The organism is Herbaspirillum huttiense (assembly GCF_047300815.1).
In the GTDB taxonomy this organism is placed as follows: Bacteria; Pseudomonadota; Gammaproteobacteria; order Burkholderiales; family Burkholderiaceae_D; genus Herbaspirillum; species Herbaspirillum huttiense_A.
Window position 1 is genome coordinate 1,083,951 of record NZ_CP178608.1, and the last position, 16,104, is coordinate 1,100,054.

15 protein-coding genes are annotated in these 16,104 nt (G+C 63.6%); 4 read left to right on the forward strand and 11 right to left on the reverse strand.

Going from position 1 to position 16,104, the window contains the following annotated elements; translation table 11 throughout:
• Positions 1-39: 39 nt before the first annotated feature.
• The 3 genes from ACLRDN_RS04980 to ACLRDN_RS04990 form a co-directional block, all read right to left on the reverse strand.
• Positions 40-609, reverse strand: a complete 570-nt coding sequence (locus tag ACLRDN_RS04980) for a YdcF family protein (RefSeq protein WP_413459222.1) — start codon at positions 607-609, stop codon at positions 40-42.
• 114 nt (positions 610-723) lie between these two features.
• Positions 724-1,560: a prolipoprotein diacylglyceryl transferase gene (lgt, locus tag ACLRDN_RS04985; RefSeq protein ID WP_413459223.1), complete on the reverse strand. Its 837-nt coding sequence runs from the start codon at positions 1,558-1,560 to the stop codon at positions 724-726.
• Between the two features lie 88 nt (positions 1,561-1,648).
• Positions 1,649-2,551 carry a LysR family transcriptional regulator gene (locus tag ACLRDN_RS04990; protein ID WP_413459224.1) on the reverse strand — a complete coding sequence of 301 codons (903 nt, stop codon included), beginning with the start codon at positions 2,549-2,551 and terminating at the stop codon, positions 1,649-1,651.
• 231 nt (positions 2,552-2,782) lie between these two features.
• On the opposite strand from ACLRDN_RS04990, the gene ACLRDN_RS04995 reads away from it, so the two are divergent.
• Positions 2,783-3,097 carry a c-type cytochrome gene (locus ACLRDN_RS04995; protein ID WP_413459225.1) on the forward strand — a complete coding sequence of 105 codons (315 nt, stop codon included), beginning with the start codon at positions 2,783-2,785 and terminating at the stop codon, positions 3,095-3,097.
• Between the two features lie 91 nt (positions 3,098-3,188).
• Here ACLRDN_RS04995 and ACLRDN_RS05000 read toward each other — a convergent pair whose 3' ends face one another.
• From ACLRDN_RS05000 to ACLRDN_RS05020, 5 genes are all read right to left on the reverse strand, one after another.
• On the reverse strand, positions 3,189-4,193 hold the full coding sequence (locus ACLRDN_RS05000; protein WP_134221566.1) for a transketolase family protein: 1,005 nt from the start codon (positions 4,191-4,193) through the stop codon (positions 3,189-3,191).
• Positions 4,190-5,035: a transketolase gene (locus tag ACLRDN_RS05005; RefSeq protein WP_413459226.1), complete on the reverse strand. Its 846-nt coding sequence runs from the start codon at positions 5,033-5,035 to the stop codon at positions 4,190-4,192. The genes ACLRDN_RS05000 and ACLRDN_RS05005 overlap by 4 nt, the downstream gene beginning before the upstream one ends.
• Positions 5,036-5,071: 36 nt before the next feature.
• Positions 5,072-6,928, reverse strand: coding sequence for a TRAP transporter large permease subunit (locus ACLRDN_RS05010; protein ID WP_413459227.1), 1,857 nt, complete (start codon positions 6,926-6,928; stop codon positions 5,072-5,074).
• The gene (locus tag ACLRDN_RS05015; RefSeq protein ID WP_413459228.1) at positions 6,925-7,971 is read right to left on the reverse strand and encodes a TRAP transporter substrate-binding protein; all 1,047 of its coding nucleotides are present in this window, start codon (positions 7,969-7,971) and stop codon (positions 6,925-6,927) included. The genes ACLRDN_RS05010 and ACLRDN_RS05015 overlap by 4 nt, the downstream gene beginning before the upstream one ends.
• Positions 7,972-8,044: 73 nt before the next feature.
• On the reverse strand, positions 8,045-8,794 hold the full coding sequence (locus ACLRDN_RS05020; protein WP_413459229.1) for an SDR family NAD(P)-dependent oxidoreductase: 750 nt from the start codon (positions 8,792-8,794) through the stop codon (positions 8,045-8,047).
• A 210-nt stretch (positions 8,795-9,004) separates the two neighbouring features.
• On the opposite strand from ACLRDN_RS05020, the gene ACLRDN_RS05025 reads away from it, so the two are divergent.
• On the forward strand, positions 9,005-9,895 hold the full coding sequence (locus ACLRDN_RS05025; protein WP_209532063.1) for a LysR substrate-binding domain-containing protein: 891 nt from the start codon (positions 9,005-9,007) through the stop codon (positions 9,893-9,895).
• Here the strand turns inward: ACLRDN_RS05025 and ACLRDN_RS05030 are convergent.
• From ACLRDN_RS05030 to ACLRDN_RS05040, 3 genes are all read right to left on the reverse strand, one after another.
• Positions 9,889-10,827 (reverse strand): hypothetical protein, encoded by a 939-nt coding sequence (locus tag ACLRDN_RS05030; RefSeq protein ID WP_413459230.1) that lies wholly within the window; start codon positions 10,825-10,827, stop codon positions 9,889-9,891. The two genes, ACLRDN_RS05025 and ACLRDN_RS05030, sit on opposite strands and share 7 nt — an antisense overlap.
• A gap of 22 nt (positions 10,828-10,849) precedes the next feature.
• Positions 10,850-12,268, reverse strand: coding sequence for a cardiolipin synthase (cls, locus tag ACLRDN_RS05035; RefSeq protein WP_413459231.1), 1,419 nt, complete (start codon positions 12,266-12,268; stop codon positions 10,850-10,852).
• A 226-nt stretch (positions 12,269-12,494) separates the two neighbouring features.
• Positions 12,495-15,044, reverse strand: a complete 2,550-nt coding sequence (locus ACLRDN_RS05040) for a PepSY domain-containing protein (RefSeq protein WP_413459232.1) — start codon at positions 15,042-15,044, stop codon at positions 12,495-12,497.
• Between the two features lie 311 nt (positions 15,045-15,355).
• On the opposite strand from ACLRDN_RS05040, the gene ACLRDN_RS05045 reads away from it, so the two are divergent.
• Positions 15,356-15,730 (forward strand): type II toxin-antitoxin system RelE/ParE family toxin, encoded by a 375-nt coding sequence (locus ACLRDN_RS05045; RefSeq protein ID WP_413459233.1) that lies wholly within the window; start codon positions 15,356-15,358, stop codon positions 15,728-15,730.
• Positions 15,714-16,094 (forward strand): XRE family transcriptional regulator, encoded by a 381-nt coding sequence (locus ACLRDN_RS05050; RefSeq protein ID WP_413459234.1) that lies wholly within the window; start codon positions 15,714-15,716, stop codon positions 16,092-16,094. The genes ACLRDN_RS05045 and ACLRDN_RS05050 overlap by 17 nt, the downstream gene beginning before the upstream one ends.
• Positions 16,095-16,104 lie beyond the last annotated feature (10 nt).

Sequence of the window (16,104 nt, forward strand, 5' to 3'; positions counted from 1 at the left end):
AAAAAAGCCTCGGTTTGCAGCCGGGGCTTTTTGTTTTGGTCATTGTCTGCTGCCCAGCCAGTAGGCTGGTAGTGCGATCATTTCGCGTGCGAGGGAATAGAAATCACGGGCTTCAAAGTAGTTCGCATGTGCTGAATGAACGATGTCGATGCCGACGCGGTGCAGCGCGTAACGGCTGCGCGGAATATGGAAGAACTGCGTGACGACCAGGGCGCTGCGCAAACCATGGGCCTGCATGATCGCTGCGCTGTTGACCGCCGTTGCCATGGTCGTGTTGCCCTGCTCATCCAGGAGGATGGCCGAACGGGGAACGGACTGTATTTCGCTCAGGTAGGCGGCCATCACTTGCGCCTCGCTGAAGCCTTCCTTGCCCGTGCCTCCGCTGACGATGATGCGCGGGAACATGCCTTGCCGATACAGTTCGGCGGTCTTGTCCAGTCTTGCGCGAAGGCGGTCAGAGGGTGTGCCGTCCGGCATGACCTTGGAGCCGAGTACGATGCCTGCATCGCTCTTCTGGATGTCATCGAGCAGGCCGGTCAGTACGATGCCCAGCAAGCATGTCATGACGATCAAGAGGACGCTTGTCGTGATGATGATGAGTCGTTTCATTGAATTGGTCAGAGGGTGTTCGGATGGTGATGAATCAAGAAAAAAGGGCGGGCGCGATGGATATCGCTGCCCGCCCTTTTTGTTTGTCTTTGTTTTTTGTCTGTTTTTAGTGGTCTAGTTCTTGGCCACGACTGCCGGCTCCACCGGCGCCTGGGCCTGTTGCCTGAGCTTGTAAGCCAGCACCAGCAAGATGATCCCCAGCACGATCATCGGCACCGACAGCATCTGCCCGGCCGAGATGGTGATGCCACCGAAATGCACCTCGTAATCCGGCACGCGGAAATACTCGGTAAAGAAGCGGGCGCAGCCATACAGCAGCGAGAACATGCCCGCCACCGCCATGCGGGGACGCGAGTGGCGCGCGAAGATCCACAGGATGATGAACAGCAGGATGCCATCGACCAGCATCTGGTAGATCGGCGAAGGATGGCGCGGGATGTTGTCCACATTGGGCCAGATCATGGCCCAGGGCAACGAGGGATCGGCCGGACGCCCCGGCAGCTCGGCATTGATGAAATTGCCCAGGCGGCCGGCCGCGTACCCCAGCGGCACCATGGGCGCGATGAAGTCCATGATGTCCATCAGGTTGCGCCCGCGCTTGCGGCCCCACAGGTACATCGCCAGCATCACGCCCAGGAAGCCGCCGTGGAAGGACATGCCGCCCTTCCAGACCGCGATCATGTCGGCCGGATGCGCAAAGTAATACGCCGGGTTGTAGAACAGGATCTCGCCCAGCCGCCCGCCCAGCACCACCCCGAGCACGCCATAGAAGAGCATGTCGTCGAGGTCTTCCTTCTTCCAGCCGACGGCGGCAATGTGGGGCTGCTTGATGCGCAGGCGTCCCAGCGCGATGAATTGGGCAAAGGCCAGCAGGTACATCAGGCCATACCAGTGGACGGCCAGCGGCCCGATGTGGATGGCGATCGGGTCGGGCATGGGGTGGACGAGCATGAGTTTGATCTTTCTGTTGTTGGGCGGAACGGCGGTTGGAGCGCGCCGGCTTGCGCAAGTTCGCAGCAGCGATTCCCGTGCGATGGGATCAGGCGGGCATGTCCAGGAGATCCAGCAGGGCACGCAGCACGCCGGACGGGTTGTCGCGCCGCCAGGCCAGGCCGGTCTGGATTTCCGGTGCCGTATCCGAAAGCCGGCGGTAGTCCACGCCCGGGCGTTTCAAATTCGAGACGGATTGTGGCACAAGCGCCATTCCCATGCCAGCCGAGACCAGGCCGACGATGGTCTGCATCTGGATCGCCTCCTGGCCGATATGGGGCGTCACGCCCGCATCGCGAAAGCAGGACAGGATGGTGTCATGGAAGGCCGGCGCAATGCGGCGCGGGAAGATGATCAGCGGCAGCTCGCGCAGGCTCTTGAGCGACACCGGCCCGCGTTTCCTGACCGCGCCTTCGGGCAGGGCTGCGATCAGCGGCTCCGACAGCACAGGGCGCACATCCAGCACGGCCGCCGCCTTTTCCGGCAGGGGCGGGAGCAGCAGGCCGGCATCGATCTTGCCCTGCATCAGGTCTTCCAGCTGGATATCGGTGGTGGCTTCGCGCAATTCGATCTGGACTTGCGGATAACGCGCCCGGAAGCGCTGCAGGAGCGGAGGCAGGATGCTGTAGTCCGCACTCGATATGAAAGAAAGCGACAACAGCCCGGAGGCCCCGCTGGCCGCGCGCCGGGCCAGGTCGGGCAGGGCGGCGGCCTGTTGCAGGATGCGCTGGACCTCCGGCAGCAACGCCTGGCCGGCAGGGGTGAGCGCCACGCTGCGCTTGGTGCGCTGGAACAGGGGGGTGCCCAGTTGCTCTTCCAGCGCGGCGATGGTCTGCGACAGCGGCGGCTGAGTCATGTGCAGGCGCGCGGCGGCGCGGCCGAAATGCTTTTCTTCGGCGACGGCGGCAAAGTAGCGCAGCTGGCGCAATTCCAGGCGGGGATGGTCGGACATGGACTGATATCGGATCCGAATGAGTCGGGCGTCCATGATATCCCTGGCCTTGCGGGGCGACAAGGCGAGGGGGGTGTGATATTTCCGTCATGGAATTTGATCTATGACAGATATACGCGAGGGCAGATAGAGGGTGCGTGGCGAAGCCGGGTAGAATAGCCCCGCCTGCGAAGCGCCTGGAGAATGCTGCTGCAGGCCTGACCGTCGTCCACCGCTTGCTGAGGAGCCCCCATGAAATACCTGTTGTTGATCGCCACCCTGGTGGCCGGTTCGGCCATTTCCGCCGAAGCCATGGCCAATGCGCAACTGGCCAAGTCCAAGAATTGCATGGCCTGCCACTCGGTGGATGCCAAGATCGTCGGCCCCGCCTTCAAGGACGTGGCCAAGAAATACGCCGGCCAGAAGGATGCCGAAGCCAAGCTGACCCAGAAGGTCCTCAACGGCGGCGGCGGTGTCTGGGGTCCGGTGGCGATGCCGGCCAACAAGGGCCAGGTGACCGAGGCTGAGGCGAAGGAGCTGGTGAAGTGGGTGTTGAGCCTGAAGTGAGTCTCAGCAATACGCCATGAAAAAAAGGAGACCGAGGTCTCCTTTTTTATCGTCTGCGTTCTGGTCAGCGTCTGTATCCGCTGGCAAGCGATTACTTCAACCACTCCCTGATCCGCCGGCTCAACACCTCGCAACTGATTCCATACCGGTCATGCAAGGTCGGCAGCGCTCCTGCATCGAGGAAGGCATCCGGCAGCCCCGCCATCTGGAAGCCCGCCGGCTGCACGCGGTGGCGCATCAGCGTGGTGGCGACGATCTCGCCCAGGCCGCCGATGACCGAATGGTTCTCGGCCACCACCACCAGGCGGTTCTTCTTGCTGACCTGCTGCACCACCGTGGCTTCGTCAAAGGGCTTGATGGTCGGGCAGTGCAGCACGCCCACGCTGACGTTGTCGGCCTCCAGCGCCTTGGCCACTTCCAGCGCGCGCATGGTCATGAAGCCGCTGGAGATGATGAGCACGTCGTTGCCATCGCGGATCTCCTTGGCTTTGCCCAGCTCGAACTGGTAGTCGTATTCATCCAGCACCAGCGGCACGTTGCCGCGCGCCAGACGCATGTAGACCGGGCCCTGGTGCGCCGCGATCTGCGGCACCGCCTGCTCCAGGTCCAGCGCATCGCAGGGGTCGACGATGGTCATGCCCGGAATGGCGCGCATCATCGCCAGGTCTTCGGTGGCTTGGTGGCTGGGGCCGTAGCCGGTAGTCAGGCCGGGCAGGGCGCAGCAGATCTTCACGTTCAGGTTTTCTTCGGCGATCACCTGGTGGATGAAGTCATACGCACGCCGGGTGGCAAAGACCGCATAGGTGGTGGCGAAGGGCACCAGCCCTTCCTTGGCCATGCCGCCGGCGGCGGCCATGAGCAACTGCTCGGCCATGCCCATCTGGAAGAAGCGCTCGGGATACGCCTTCTGGAACAGATGCAGGTCGGTGTACTTGGCCAGGTCAGCGGTGAGGCCCACGATCTCGGGGCGGTCCGCAGCGTATTCCACCAGGGCCTTGCCGAACGGGGCCGCCTGCACGCGCTGCCCCTCGGCGGCGATGGAGGCGATCATGGCCGAGGTGGTCAGGCGCGGTTTCTTCTCTGCGACGGTGTTCATGCTTGGCTTCCTTGTTGATAAGACTGGTCGAGGATGGACAGCGCCTGCTGCCATTCGGGCGGATCCACACGGATGAAGTGGTTCTTCTCGCGCTGCTCCAGGAAGGGTACGCCCTTGCCCATCAGGGTATCGAACAGGATCACGCGCGGCTTGGCGTCCTTGAGGTGGCGGGCATTGTCGAAGGCCCGCACCACGGCGGCCAGGTCATTGCCATCGACCCGCTGCACATACCAGCCGAAGGACGCCCACTTGTCGGCCAGCGGCTCAAAGCCCATCACCTTGCTGGAAGGACCATCGGCCTGCTGGTTGTTGATGTCGACCAGGCAGATCAGGTTGCCCAGCTGGTGGTGGGCGGCGCCCATGGCGGCTTCCCAGGTCGAGCCCTCATCCAGCTCGCCATCGGACATGGAGTTGTAGACGAAGGCCGCATTGTTGTTGTAGCGCAGGCCCAGCGCCATGCCCACGCCGATGGCCAGGCCCTGGCCCAGCGAGCCGCCGGAGATTTCCATGCCCGGCGTATAGGTCGCCATGCCCGACATGGGCAGGCGGCTGTCATCGCTGCCGTAGGATTCCAGCTCTTCATCGGGGACGATGCCGGCCTCGATCAGGGCGGCATACAGGGCGATGGCGTAGTGCCCGTGCGAGAGCAGGAAGCGGTCGCGGCCGCTCCATTCCGGATCATCCGGGCGCAGTTGCATGGCGTGCTTGTAGGCCACGGCCAGCACGTCGGCCCAGCCCAGCGCCTGGCCGATGTAGCCCTGGCCCTGGACCTCGCCCATGCGCACGGCATTGCGGCGGATGCGGTATGCGCTTGCGCGCAGGTTTGCCAAATTGTCAGACATTGCGAGTCCTTGCTAGAGGAATGAAAACGTAAAAAATCACAGGAAGCCAATCGAGAACCACGGCACGAAGGCCACGATCAGCAGGCCCACCACCAGCGCGCCCAGGTAGGGCCAGATGCGCTTGACGGCAACGTCCGGATGCACGCGGCCGATGGTGCAGGCGGCGTAGTAGCCCAGGCCGAAGGGCGGCGCGAACAGGCCCACCCCCATGGAGAGGATGATGACCATGGCGTAATGCACCTCATGCACGCCGATGGCCTTGGCCACCGGGAACAGCAGCGGCGCGAACAGCACCATGGCGGGGATGCCCTCCAGCACGCTGCCCAGCACGATGAAGGCGGCAATCGACACCAGCAGGAAACCATACTTGCCACCCGGCACACTGGTCATGGCCTCGGCCAGCGCATGCGAGAAGCCCGACTGCGTCAGCGCCCACGACATGCCGGTAGCGGTGCCGATGATGAACAGGATCGCGCCCGACAAGGCGGCGGTGTCGACCAGCATCGGATAGAGCCGCTTCCAGTCGAACTGGCGATACACCAGCAGACCCGCCACCACCGAATAGGCGATGCCGATGGTGGAGACCTCGGTGGCCGTGGCCACTCCCTCGACCACGGCAGTGCGGATCAGGATCGGCAGCAGCAGCGCGGGCAGGGCGATGATGAGCGTGCGCAGCACCACGCGGCCGGGCGCGCGCTGGATGCCTTCGAGAATCTCGGCACTGCGCCAGCGCGCCAGGATCGCCAGCAATACCGCCAGCACGATGCCCGGCATGATGCCGCCGGTGAACAGCGCCGCAATCGATACCCCGGCCACCGAACCGATGGTGATCAACACCAGCGAGGGCGGAATGGTCTCGGCCATGGCACCGGAGGCCGCCAGCAGCGAAATGAGTTCACCCTCGTGATTGCCACGCCGCTTCATCTCCGGCAGCAGCACCGGGGCCACGGCCGCCATGTCGGCGGTCTTGGCGCCGGAGATGCCCGAGACCAGCAGCATCGCCCCCAGCAGCACGTAGTTCAGGCCGCCGCGCACATGGCCCAGCAGCGACGCCAGGAAATCCACCATGGCCTTGGCCATGCCGGTCATCTCCACCAGATGGCCCAGCAGGATGAACAGCGGCACGGCCAGCAGGATCAACGAGGACATGCCTTCATCGAAGCGCCCCGCCACCACCGCCAGCGGGCTGGTGGTGACCGTGAGCATGAAGGCCACCGTCGCCAGCCCGAAGCAGAAGGCGATGGGAATGCCCAGCAGCACCGACACCCCCAGCACCACACCGAAGAACACCACCAGGTTCCAGTTGCCGATGGCCTGCAGCCAGCCCGCGCCCAGATACATGGCACCGGCCACCACGGCCAGCAGGGCCACCACGCCGGCCAGGTCGACCAGCTTCTGGCGCGAGATGCGCAGCAGCGACAGCGCAATCATCAGCGCCGCGCCGACCGCCACGGCCGCCGCACGCACGGTGTTGGGCCAGCCCAGCGCCGGGGTCTGCACGAACATTTCGTCTTCGGCGTATTCCCACATCGGATGCATCAGGATCAGCAGCATCAGGCAGGGCGCGATGATGGCCAGGGCTTCCGCCCAGGCACGGCCGCGTTCGCTCATGAAGCCCACCAGCACGGTGGTGCGCATGTGGGTGCCGCGCCGCAGGGCCACGGCCGCGCCCAGGTTGGCCAGCCAGAGGAAGAGGATGGAGGCCAGTTCATCGGCCCAGGGGATCGGGTTGTTGAAGATGAAGCGCATGATCACGCCCGCCAGCAGGACCACCACTTCGCCCACCACCAGCGCCGCGGCCGGGATCTCGATGGCCAGGCCCAGCCAGTTTTCCAGGCGCGCGGCCAGCGAGCGGTCATCCGTCACCGGCTGCTCCAGCGAGAGGGCGCTCATCCCAGGCTCCCGACGGCGTTCTGCAGCAGCTTCCAGGCATCGTCACCGAACTTGGCGCGCATGTCCTTGTAGAAGTTGGCCTGGGCCAGCGCGGCCTTGAAGGAATCCTTGTCGGCCTTGATGATCTGCACGCCCTTGCCTTGCAAGTCATTGCGGGCGAAGCCGGCCAGCGAGGCAATATCGGCGCGTTCGTCCGTGGCGGCCTTGTCCAGTTCGCGGCGCACGATTTCCTGGATGTCCTTGGGCAGCTTCTCGAAGGCGCGGCGGTTGCCCAGGATCCAGTAGGCATCCCACACGTGGTTGGAGATGGTGCAGAACTTCTGCACTTCGTACAGGCGCGCCGTGCTGATGATGGCCAGCGGGTTTTCCTGGCCTTCGACCAGCTTGGTCTGCAGCGACGAATAGACTTCGTTGAAGTTGATCGGCGTGGGGCTGGCACCCAGTGCGGTAAAGAGCGAAGTCAGCATCGGTGCCGCCGGCACGCGCAGTTTCAGGCCCTTGAGGTCGCCCGCAGTCTTGATCGGCTTGGTCGAGGTGGTGATCTGGCGGAAGCCGTTGTCCCAGGGTTTGGACATGGTCAGCAGCCCCACCTTCTCGATTTGCGCACGCACGTAGGCACCCAGCGCGCCATCCATGGCCTGCCAGACTTCCTTGTAATCGTGGAAGGCGAAACCGGTGTTGACGATGCCGGCCGCCGGCACCAGGGTCGACAGCACCACGCTGGCCTGGTTGAAGAATTCCACGCCGCCATTGCGGATCTGCGACATCAGGTCGGTATCCGAACCCAGCTGGTTGGCCGGGAACAGCTTGATGTCCAGCCGGCCGCCGGTGGCTTCGCGGATGCGGTCGATGGCCTGCTGCGCACGCTTGTTGACCGGGTGCGACGGATCCTGTCCGGTGGCGAACTTGTAGTTGAACTCGGCCGCATGGGCCGGGCGGCTCATGATGGAAAACAGCGGCAGCGCCGCGCCCACGGCGCCGGCCTTGAGCAGCTGGCGGCGGCTCAGGGTGGTCTTGCCGGGTTTGCTGTTGTCTTGGGTCATCTCTGGTCTCCTGTTTGTTCTGATATCGGGAAAGATGCCGGCCAGGCCGGCGTGCGCGAGCATTAAGCTGTGTTTAATGAATCAGCATTCCACCATTAACGTCCAGCGTGATGCCGGTGCAGTATTGCGAGAGGTCGCTGCCCAGGAAGACGCAGGCGCCGCCGATGTCGTCGGCACGGCCCAGGCGCGCCAGCGGAATGGTCTCGGCGATTTCGGCCTTCTTTTCTTCGGTGAGCTTGCCCTTGATGATGTCGGTGCCGATCAGGCCGGGGGTGATGCAGTTGACGCGGATGCCTTCCGGACCGAACTCGCGCGCCATGGCACGCGCCAGGCCCAGCACGCCGGCCTTGGCTGCGGAATAGTGCGGACCACCCAGGATGCCGCCGCCGCGTTGCGCCGACACCGACGAGATGCAGATGATGGAACCGCTCTGCTGCGCGCGCATGGCCGGCAGCACCGCCTGCGACATGTAGAGCGTGCCGCGCAGGCTGACATCGAGGATGCGGTCGTAGTCGGCGCCGGTGATCTCCAGCGTCTTGACGGGTTGGGTGATGCCGGCATTGTTGACCAGGATGTCGATGCGGCCGAACTGCTTGACGGCCTGGGCAATGGCCGCCTCGCAGGAAGCCTTGTCGGTCACGTCGGCCACCAGCCCCAGGTGCTGGCTGCCGATGCGCGCTGCAGCGCCGGCCGGGTCGGCTTGCGCCAGGTCCAGCACCACCACGCGGGCGCCTTGTGCGGCCATCAGGCGCGCCGTGGCGTAGCCCAGTCCGTTGAGTCCTGCACCGCCGGTGATGACGGCAACCTTGTCCTTGAGCAGCATGTCGTGTTCTCCAGATGTTTGCGTTGAGGTGAGCAACAGCGGAGACAGCGCGGATGCGCGATGGCGCGTGCTGCCGTGCAGCATGCAGGGGCGTTGACCATGTCTCCGTTTTTGTTCTGATGCGCATGGTCGAACTTTCCTCGCCTGACGACAAGCGAAGTCTCGTCATGTTAAAGTGACGGATCATCATCTTAGCCAGAGAGCCCGTCCATGGCCGTTCTCCCGCCGTTACCCAACCTCCAGGCCTTCGAAGCGGTGGCCCGGCGCAAGAGTTTTGCGCTGGCGGCGGCCGAGCTGCACCTGACGGCCTCGGCGGTGAGCCACCAGGTGGCGCGGCTGGAATCCTATCTCGGCATTCGCCTCTTCGAGCGCAGCGCGCACGGCGTGCGCATCACCACGGCAGGGGAGAGTTACCTGGCACGCATCCAGGGGGCGATCTCGGCCATCACGGCGGCCTCCATGGATGTGCGGCAGGGGGTCAGCAATACGCTCTACATCCATTCCGCACCCAGTATCGCCAGCCTGTGGCTGATGGCGCGGCTCAATGATTTCGCGCGCACCTATCCGGAGATCACCTTCAATCTCTCGGCGGCGCATTCGCAGAGCAATTTTGAATTGGGCGAGGTCGATATCGACATCCGCTACGGCATTCCCAACTGGCCGGGACTGGTAGTGGAGCCGCTCTTCGAAGAGCGCATCGTGCCCTTGGCCAGCCCGGCCTTCATCCGTGAATACAAACTCAGGAAGCCCGCCGACCTGCTGGGCGTGAAGCTCATTCGCAGCAACGTGAGCGTGGTGCAGTGGTCGGACTGGTTCGGGGAATTTGCGGACGTGCGTCCGCCGGAGCAATTCGCGGTGCGCTTCGACCGCGCGCAGATGTCACTGGACGCCGCCACCCAGGGATTGGGCGTGGCGCTGGAGAGCGCGACCGTGGCCGCGCGGCACATCGAGGAAAAAAAACTGAAACCGGTCTTCGGACTGGAACGCGCCATCAAGGTCAAGGCGCACTTTGCGGTCTACCCGGCGCACCATGCGCGCCGGCCTGCGGTGGCGGCGTTCCTTGAGTGGCTGCGTGAGCAGGCCGAGGCGCAGGATTACTGAGCGGCCTTCTGCTGCCGCGCCACTTCCTTGCGCTTCATGGCGAGATAGTCCTCGCGGCTGACCTCATGCAACTGGCGAGGATACTGTTCGGTCGCACCGTACCAGGCCGTGAGCCGCTTCTCCAGCCGTTCTCCGGCCGGTGCTTCCAGCGCTGCCAGATAGGCATCGATGGCCAGGTAATAGCGCATGGTATTGCGCTCCACCGTGGCGCGGCTGCCCGAGACATACTGCGGCTGTCCGTTGGCCTCGCGCTTGACCACGCTGAAGCCGACCTTGTCGCGGCCGGCTGTCATCAGGTAGGCACGCAGCGCCAGCTTGCTGGCCATGCCATAGGAATAGGCATAGCTGAAATGCAGGAAGGAGCGCTTCTCATCCAGGGGAATGGCCTCGATCTCGATGCGATAGTTGGAGGTGTCCAGCGGCCCCTTGTCGGCCAGCATCGAGGACGAGAGATAATCGGCCGCGCTGGCCCCGCCGTGATAGCGCAGATCGACGCGGTAGGTATCGTTGAGATCCTGTTCGGTCTTCTTGCCGACCTGCATGCGCAGGGTGGTCTGTCCATTCTCGCGCATCATGCGGCAATACTTGGTGTTGAGGTGCAGGATGAGGATGTCACACCAATGGTCGGGGTTGTCGAGCGACTCGCGCACCTGGGTAAAGGGATAGCTCAGCACGGCATAGATGTCGCCCTTGACGTTGCCGCCTTCCTCGCGCGAATTCAGGTAGAGCGGGCGATGGTAACCGTTGTTACTGAGCTCGCCCTGCAATTCTTCATAACGGCTCTTCATGGCGGCCGCGGCGGTCGGGGTTTGGGCATGCGCCCAGCTGCCGGCAGCCAAGGCACAGGTGGCAGCCAGCAACAAGCGTGAGGTCAGACGGGACAACATCGATCGCAAACCGGACTCCTTCTCGATTTCAGTACATTCGTTCATTCACCGGCGTCTCCCGCCGCGCTCAAAGCAGGCGGGACCAGACGCTGGCGCCAAATTCCTTCATCCTCTCACTGATGGGGCGCTGTTCCCATTGTTCCTTTGTGATTTCCTTGGAGGCGCCAAGATCCCGGTCGAACATGGTTTTATTCTGGGCGCCGAATTGCGGGCTCAGGATCACGGCATTGATTTCCTGGTTGTAGACGAAGCTGCGCCAGTCGAGGTTGGTCGAACCGATGGTGGACCAGACGCCATCGATGAGCGCGGTCTTGGAATGCAGCAGCGCGTCCTGGCGCTCATAGATGCGCACGCCCGCTTCCAGCAATTCGCTGTAGAAGGAGCGCGAGGCATACAGCACCAGCGAGGAGTCGCTGTGCGAAGGCAGGATCAGGCGCACGTCCACCCCGCGCCGGGCCGCATCCTTGAGCGAATCGCGCAGTTGCGGATCGGGCACGAAGTAGGCATTGGTCAGGTAGATCGAGCTCTCCGCATGCTGGATGGCCGAGATGAAGGTGGCGTAGATGATGCTGTAGGGATCATCGGGCGAGCTGCCGATGGCGCGCACGATCTCGTTGCCGGCCGGGGCCACGGGCGGGAAGTAGCGATGGTCGCCTAGGTCGGGGCCGCGCTGCTTGCCCCAGGTCTCGATGAAGAGCTTCTGGAATTCCAGCGCCACCGGACCATCGATGCGCACTTGCGTATCACGCCAGGGGATCTGCTCGCCGTCCTTGTTGAGCTGCGGCTTTTTCTTGCGGCTGCTGAAGGAGCCGCTGGAATAGACGCTGCTGATATTGATGCCGCCGACGAAAGCGGTCTTGCCATCGACCACCAGCAGCTTGCGGTGATCGCGCTGGTTGACGGCCCAGTCCTTGCGCAGCTGGGTGGGATTGAGGGGATTGAATTCCAGTACGTTGACGCCGGCATCGATCAAGGGCTGGAAGAACTCGCGCGGGGTACTGATGCTGCCCACGCTGTCATACATCAGGTTGACCTGGACTCCCTTCTTCTGCATGGCGATCAGCAGGTCGGCGAACTGGCGGCCGACCTCATCGTCTTCCATGATGTAGGTTTCCATGTTGATGTGATAGCGCGCGGCCTGGATGGCCTGCTGCATGGAGGCGTAGGTGGCCGGGCCGTCAATGAGCAGCGTCACCTTGTTGCCGGTCACCAGGGGCGAGCCGGTGATGGCCCCTTCGATGGCCACGTGGCGGTCCAGCAGGGTGTTGTCGGCGTTCTGCGCGCGCAGCTTGTCCAGTGCAGCCTTGGCCTGTGCCTCGGAGAGCACGCCGCGTCCGCCCTTCATCTGGATGGTGCGGGCCGATTGCGTGTCCATGTCGGGCACGATGGTGGGCAGCGAACTGCACGCGGCCAGCATCAGCGAGCTCAGCAGCAACACGAGCCCGGCGGCGGACCAGCTCCTCAATGTCATTTTCTTGTTGGTCATGGAAGGATCCCGGTTGGGCGCTGCCATGGACCTCGACGCTGTGGGGGTGTTCGCAGGCAACGCTGTGCGGACGAGTATATGCCCGGCCGCAGCGCCGTAGCGCGGCCGCAGGCACGAATCGGAACTGTCCTACAGAGGAAAGCGGGAGCTGCCTACAGGCGGGCAGGGGAGGTGTTGCATCCCGCAGGAGGGGCGGATGGATCGACGATCCATCCTGTTGGAAATATCAGTAAACGTCGCGGCGATAGCGGTTCTGCTCGATCAGGGCATGCAGGCCGGCTTCGCCCAGCAGGTCCGTGAGGACGGCATCGACCCCGGCAGCCATGCCCTCCAGGCTGCCGCAGACGTAGATGACGGCTCCCTGGTCCAGCCACTGGCGCAGCTCGGGCCCGGCTTCACGCAGCCGGTCCTGTACGTACAGGCGTTCGCTCTGGTCACGCGAGAAGGCCAGGTCGAGGCGCGCCAGGCCGCCGTGTTCCAGCCAGTCCAGCCATTCATCGGCATACAGGAAATCGTAACGTTCGTTACGTTCTCCGAAGAGCAGCCAGTTGCGGGACTTGCTTTCTCCATGCAGCACGCGTGCGCGCAGATGGCCGCGCAAGCCCGCCATGCCCGAGCCATTGCCGATGAAGATGGCCGGTGTACCGGCAGCGGCCGGGGCGAAACCGGCGTTCTCCACCAGACGCAGATCGATGGAGGCGTCGCTCGGTGCAAATTCGGTCAGCCAGCCCGAGGCCAGTCCCAGTCCGTCTTCATGCTGCACCTGGCGCACCAGCAGGTGCACCGCTCCATCCTGCGGTACCGAGGCCACCGAGTACGAACGTGCGGCCAAGGGCTGCAACTGGTCGGCCAGGGCTTGGGCGTCTCGTGCCGGATGCGGTGGCAGCACACTGCAGGCCAGCGCCTCGGCCAGCGTCTTTTGCCGGCCCTGATGGCTCACCATGGCAGTGCCATCCAGTTGCAGGCGCTGCAGCAACAGGGCGATACGATCCGGTGCGTGGCGCGGCAGGATCTCTGCCAGTGCACCAGCTTGCCAGTCGGGCAGGCTGCCGTCCTGCGGCCGTAGTTCGATGTGATACAGCGGCGCACCCTGGCTGCCCGGATTCATGAGCACGCGTCGTGTCAGCTTCCACTGCTGCCATGCCGGTGCAGTGGTGGGCAGCAGTTCGCTCACGCTTGCCTGCAGTCCGTGGGCGGCCAGTTCAGTATCCCATTTGCGCAGCGCCACGCCGGCCATGCGGTCCACTTCCACCAGCGGGAACAGGGGCTTGGCCCCGCACTGGCGCAGGCCGTGGTCGAGGGTGTGGCCGAAGCCGCAGAACTGCGCGTAATGACGATCCCCCAGGGCCAGGATGGCGTAGTGCAGGTGGGCCAGTGACTGGCCTGCGGCCGCGCGCAGGCGCTTTTCAAATCCGCGCGCGCTGTCGGGGGCATCGCCCTCGCCAAAGGTACTGGCGATGAAGAGGATGCGGCGGTGATGGCGCAAGCTCTCCGGCGTGCTCTGTGCCAGCGCTTGCAGTTGCACGGCGATGCCGCTGCGGCGCAGGCCGGCAGCGGTATGCAGAGCGATGCGCTCGGCCTGCCCGGTCTGCGAGGCATAGGCCACCAGGACCGGTTCACCTTCGGGCGCGGGTGTCGTGCCGTCGAGACTGGCACGTTCGGCGCGCAGCGCGGCTTTCTTGCGGCGGCGGTCGAGATAGAGCATCCAGCCGGTGATGCCGAAGAGCGGCATCATCAGGCTGGCGATGGCCATGATGATGCGGCCCGGCAGACCGAAGTAAGTGCCCATGTGCAGCGGATAGATGGCCGCGACCAGTTTGCCGCCATTGCTCTTGTCTTCGTAGCGTTCCAACTGCCGGATCTCGCCGCTCAGCGGCAAGACCACCATGCGGCTGCGGGCGCGCTCATGGGGCGCACCGTGATCGAGGAAGAAGATCTGCACCGGCTGTGAACCCTGCTCCGGCAGGCGCAGCTGGGCGCTCTGGTAGTCCGGTGCCTTGGCCAGGAAACTGTTCCAGGCCTGGGTCAGTTCCAGCGGGATGGCTTCGTCCGTTGCAGGTTTCTTCTTGCCCTCGCCGCGCTGCATGGCGGGGCGGCGGCTCTCGCCGGCCAGCGTGTTCACACCGTCCTTGAACCAGTCCAGCGCCCAGTAGGCGCCGGTGATGGAGAAGAGCACGTACATCACCAGCGACCAGGTACCGATGACCGAATGCAGATTCCACAGGAAGGAGCGCCCCTGCAGCTGGAAATCCAGCCGCAGCCAGGCGCGCAGCGACAGCGGGCGGCGCGGCCAGCGCAGGTAGAGGCCGGAGAGCGCCAGCATCAGCAGCGCCAGCGCCAGCGTGCCCAGGACGATCTTGCCGATCTCGGTGGGCAGCAGCAGCCAGCGGTGGAAGCGTTCGATGAATTCAAAGAATTCGGCACCGGTCACCGGTGGCAGCAGTGCGCCGGTATAGGGATCGGCATAGCGCACCTCACCGCGCCGCACGCCGGGCGGCGGGGCGAAGACCACGCGGGCGGAAGCGCCGGGTTCAGTAGTGACGGTGAGCGTGGTGACGCGCCGGGCCGGTTCGGCCTCACGCAGTGTGTCCAGCAGTTGCTGGGGCGTGAGCGTGGCCTGCTGGCGCACTTGCACATGCATCACGCCGGGGCTCAGGGCTTCCATGATTTCATCGCGGAAAGCCAGCACGGCGCCGGTCACGCCGATGGTCATCAACAGGGTGCCGGCAGTGATGCCGATGAACCAGTGCAACTGGAACCAGATCTTCTTGAACATGTATCAATGGGCGACGAGGGCGCGAGGCGCCTGGTTGGTCTTGCCTGCCTTGCCGCAGCGGGGGCGGTTGGCGGGGTGAGCCCGGTATTATAGTTCAGATGAAAATGATTCTTATTGTTGTTTTGGGTGACGTGATGTAGCTGTCCGTACACAAAACTCTTCGAGCTCTACCATCAATTTTCCTTGAGGAAATTATTTGCCAGTCTTGCTGGTTAACCTTGCCGACCAAGCCAGGAGCGCATGTTGTCGGAAATTCTCCTGTCATCTTAAAAAAATTCCTTTAGTGGAATATGACTTTGGAGGAATAAAGCATGCAATGCGAGGTAGAATTTACCGACGAATTCGAAGACTGGTGGGATCGGCTCACTGCTGCTGAGCAGACGTCCGTGGCTGCGTACGTTGGCCTGCTGGAAAAAAACGGACCCGCTCTCAGGCACCCATACAGTTCTGGAATTCTCGGTTCCAGGCATGCGCACATGAGAGAGCTTCGGATCCAGCATGCCGGAAGACCTTACCGGGTGCTCTACGCATTTGATCCATTGCGGCATGCGATCCTGTTGATTGGCGGAGACAAGACCGGAAACCAGCGTTGGTACGAGCAAACCATCCCTCTCGCGGACAGGCTCTACGACGTTCATCTCGATACACTTAGCAAGGAGGCAGTCGACCATGGCAAAAAAATTTAGCGAACTGCGCGCCCGCATGCATCCTGAGGCGCAAGTGCAGGCAAACGCAAGAACCGAATCCATGCAGACCTGCATCAAATTGCAGGCCCTGCGCAAGAGCCTGCAAGTGACGCAGGCCAGCCTTGCCGCGAGTTTGAATATCCAGCAGGCAGCTATTTCGAAGATGGAAAGTCGTGATGACCTGCTGGTGAGCAGCGTCATGGACTTCGTGCGTGGCCTGGGCGGTCAATTGGTGCTGACCGCAACATTTCCAGGCAACAAGACGTTTGATTTGACGCCTGAACCAGTGAAAGTCCGCAGCGCGCCCATTGCCGTTACGGAAAAGCCTCGCACCAAGATGCGCCGACCGGGCAAGGCAAGCTAACTTCAGCGTC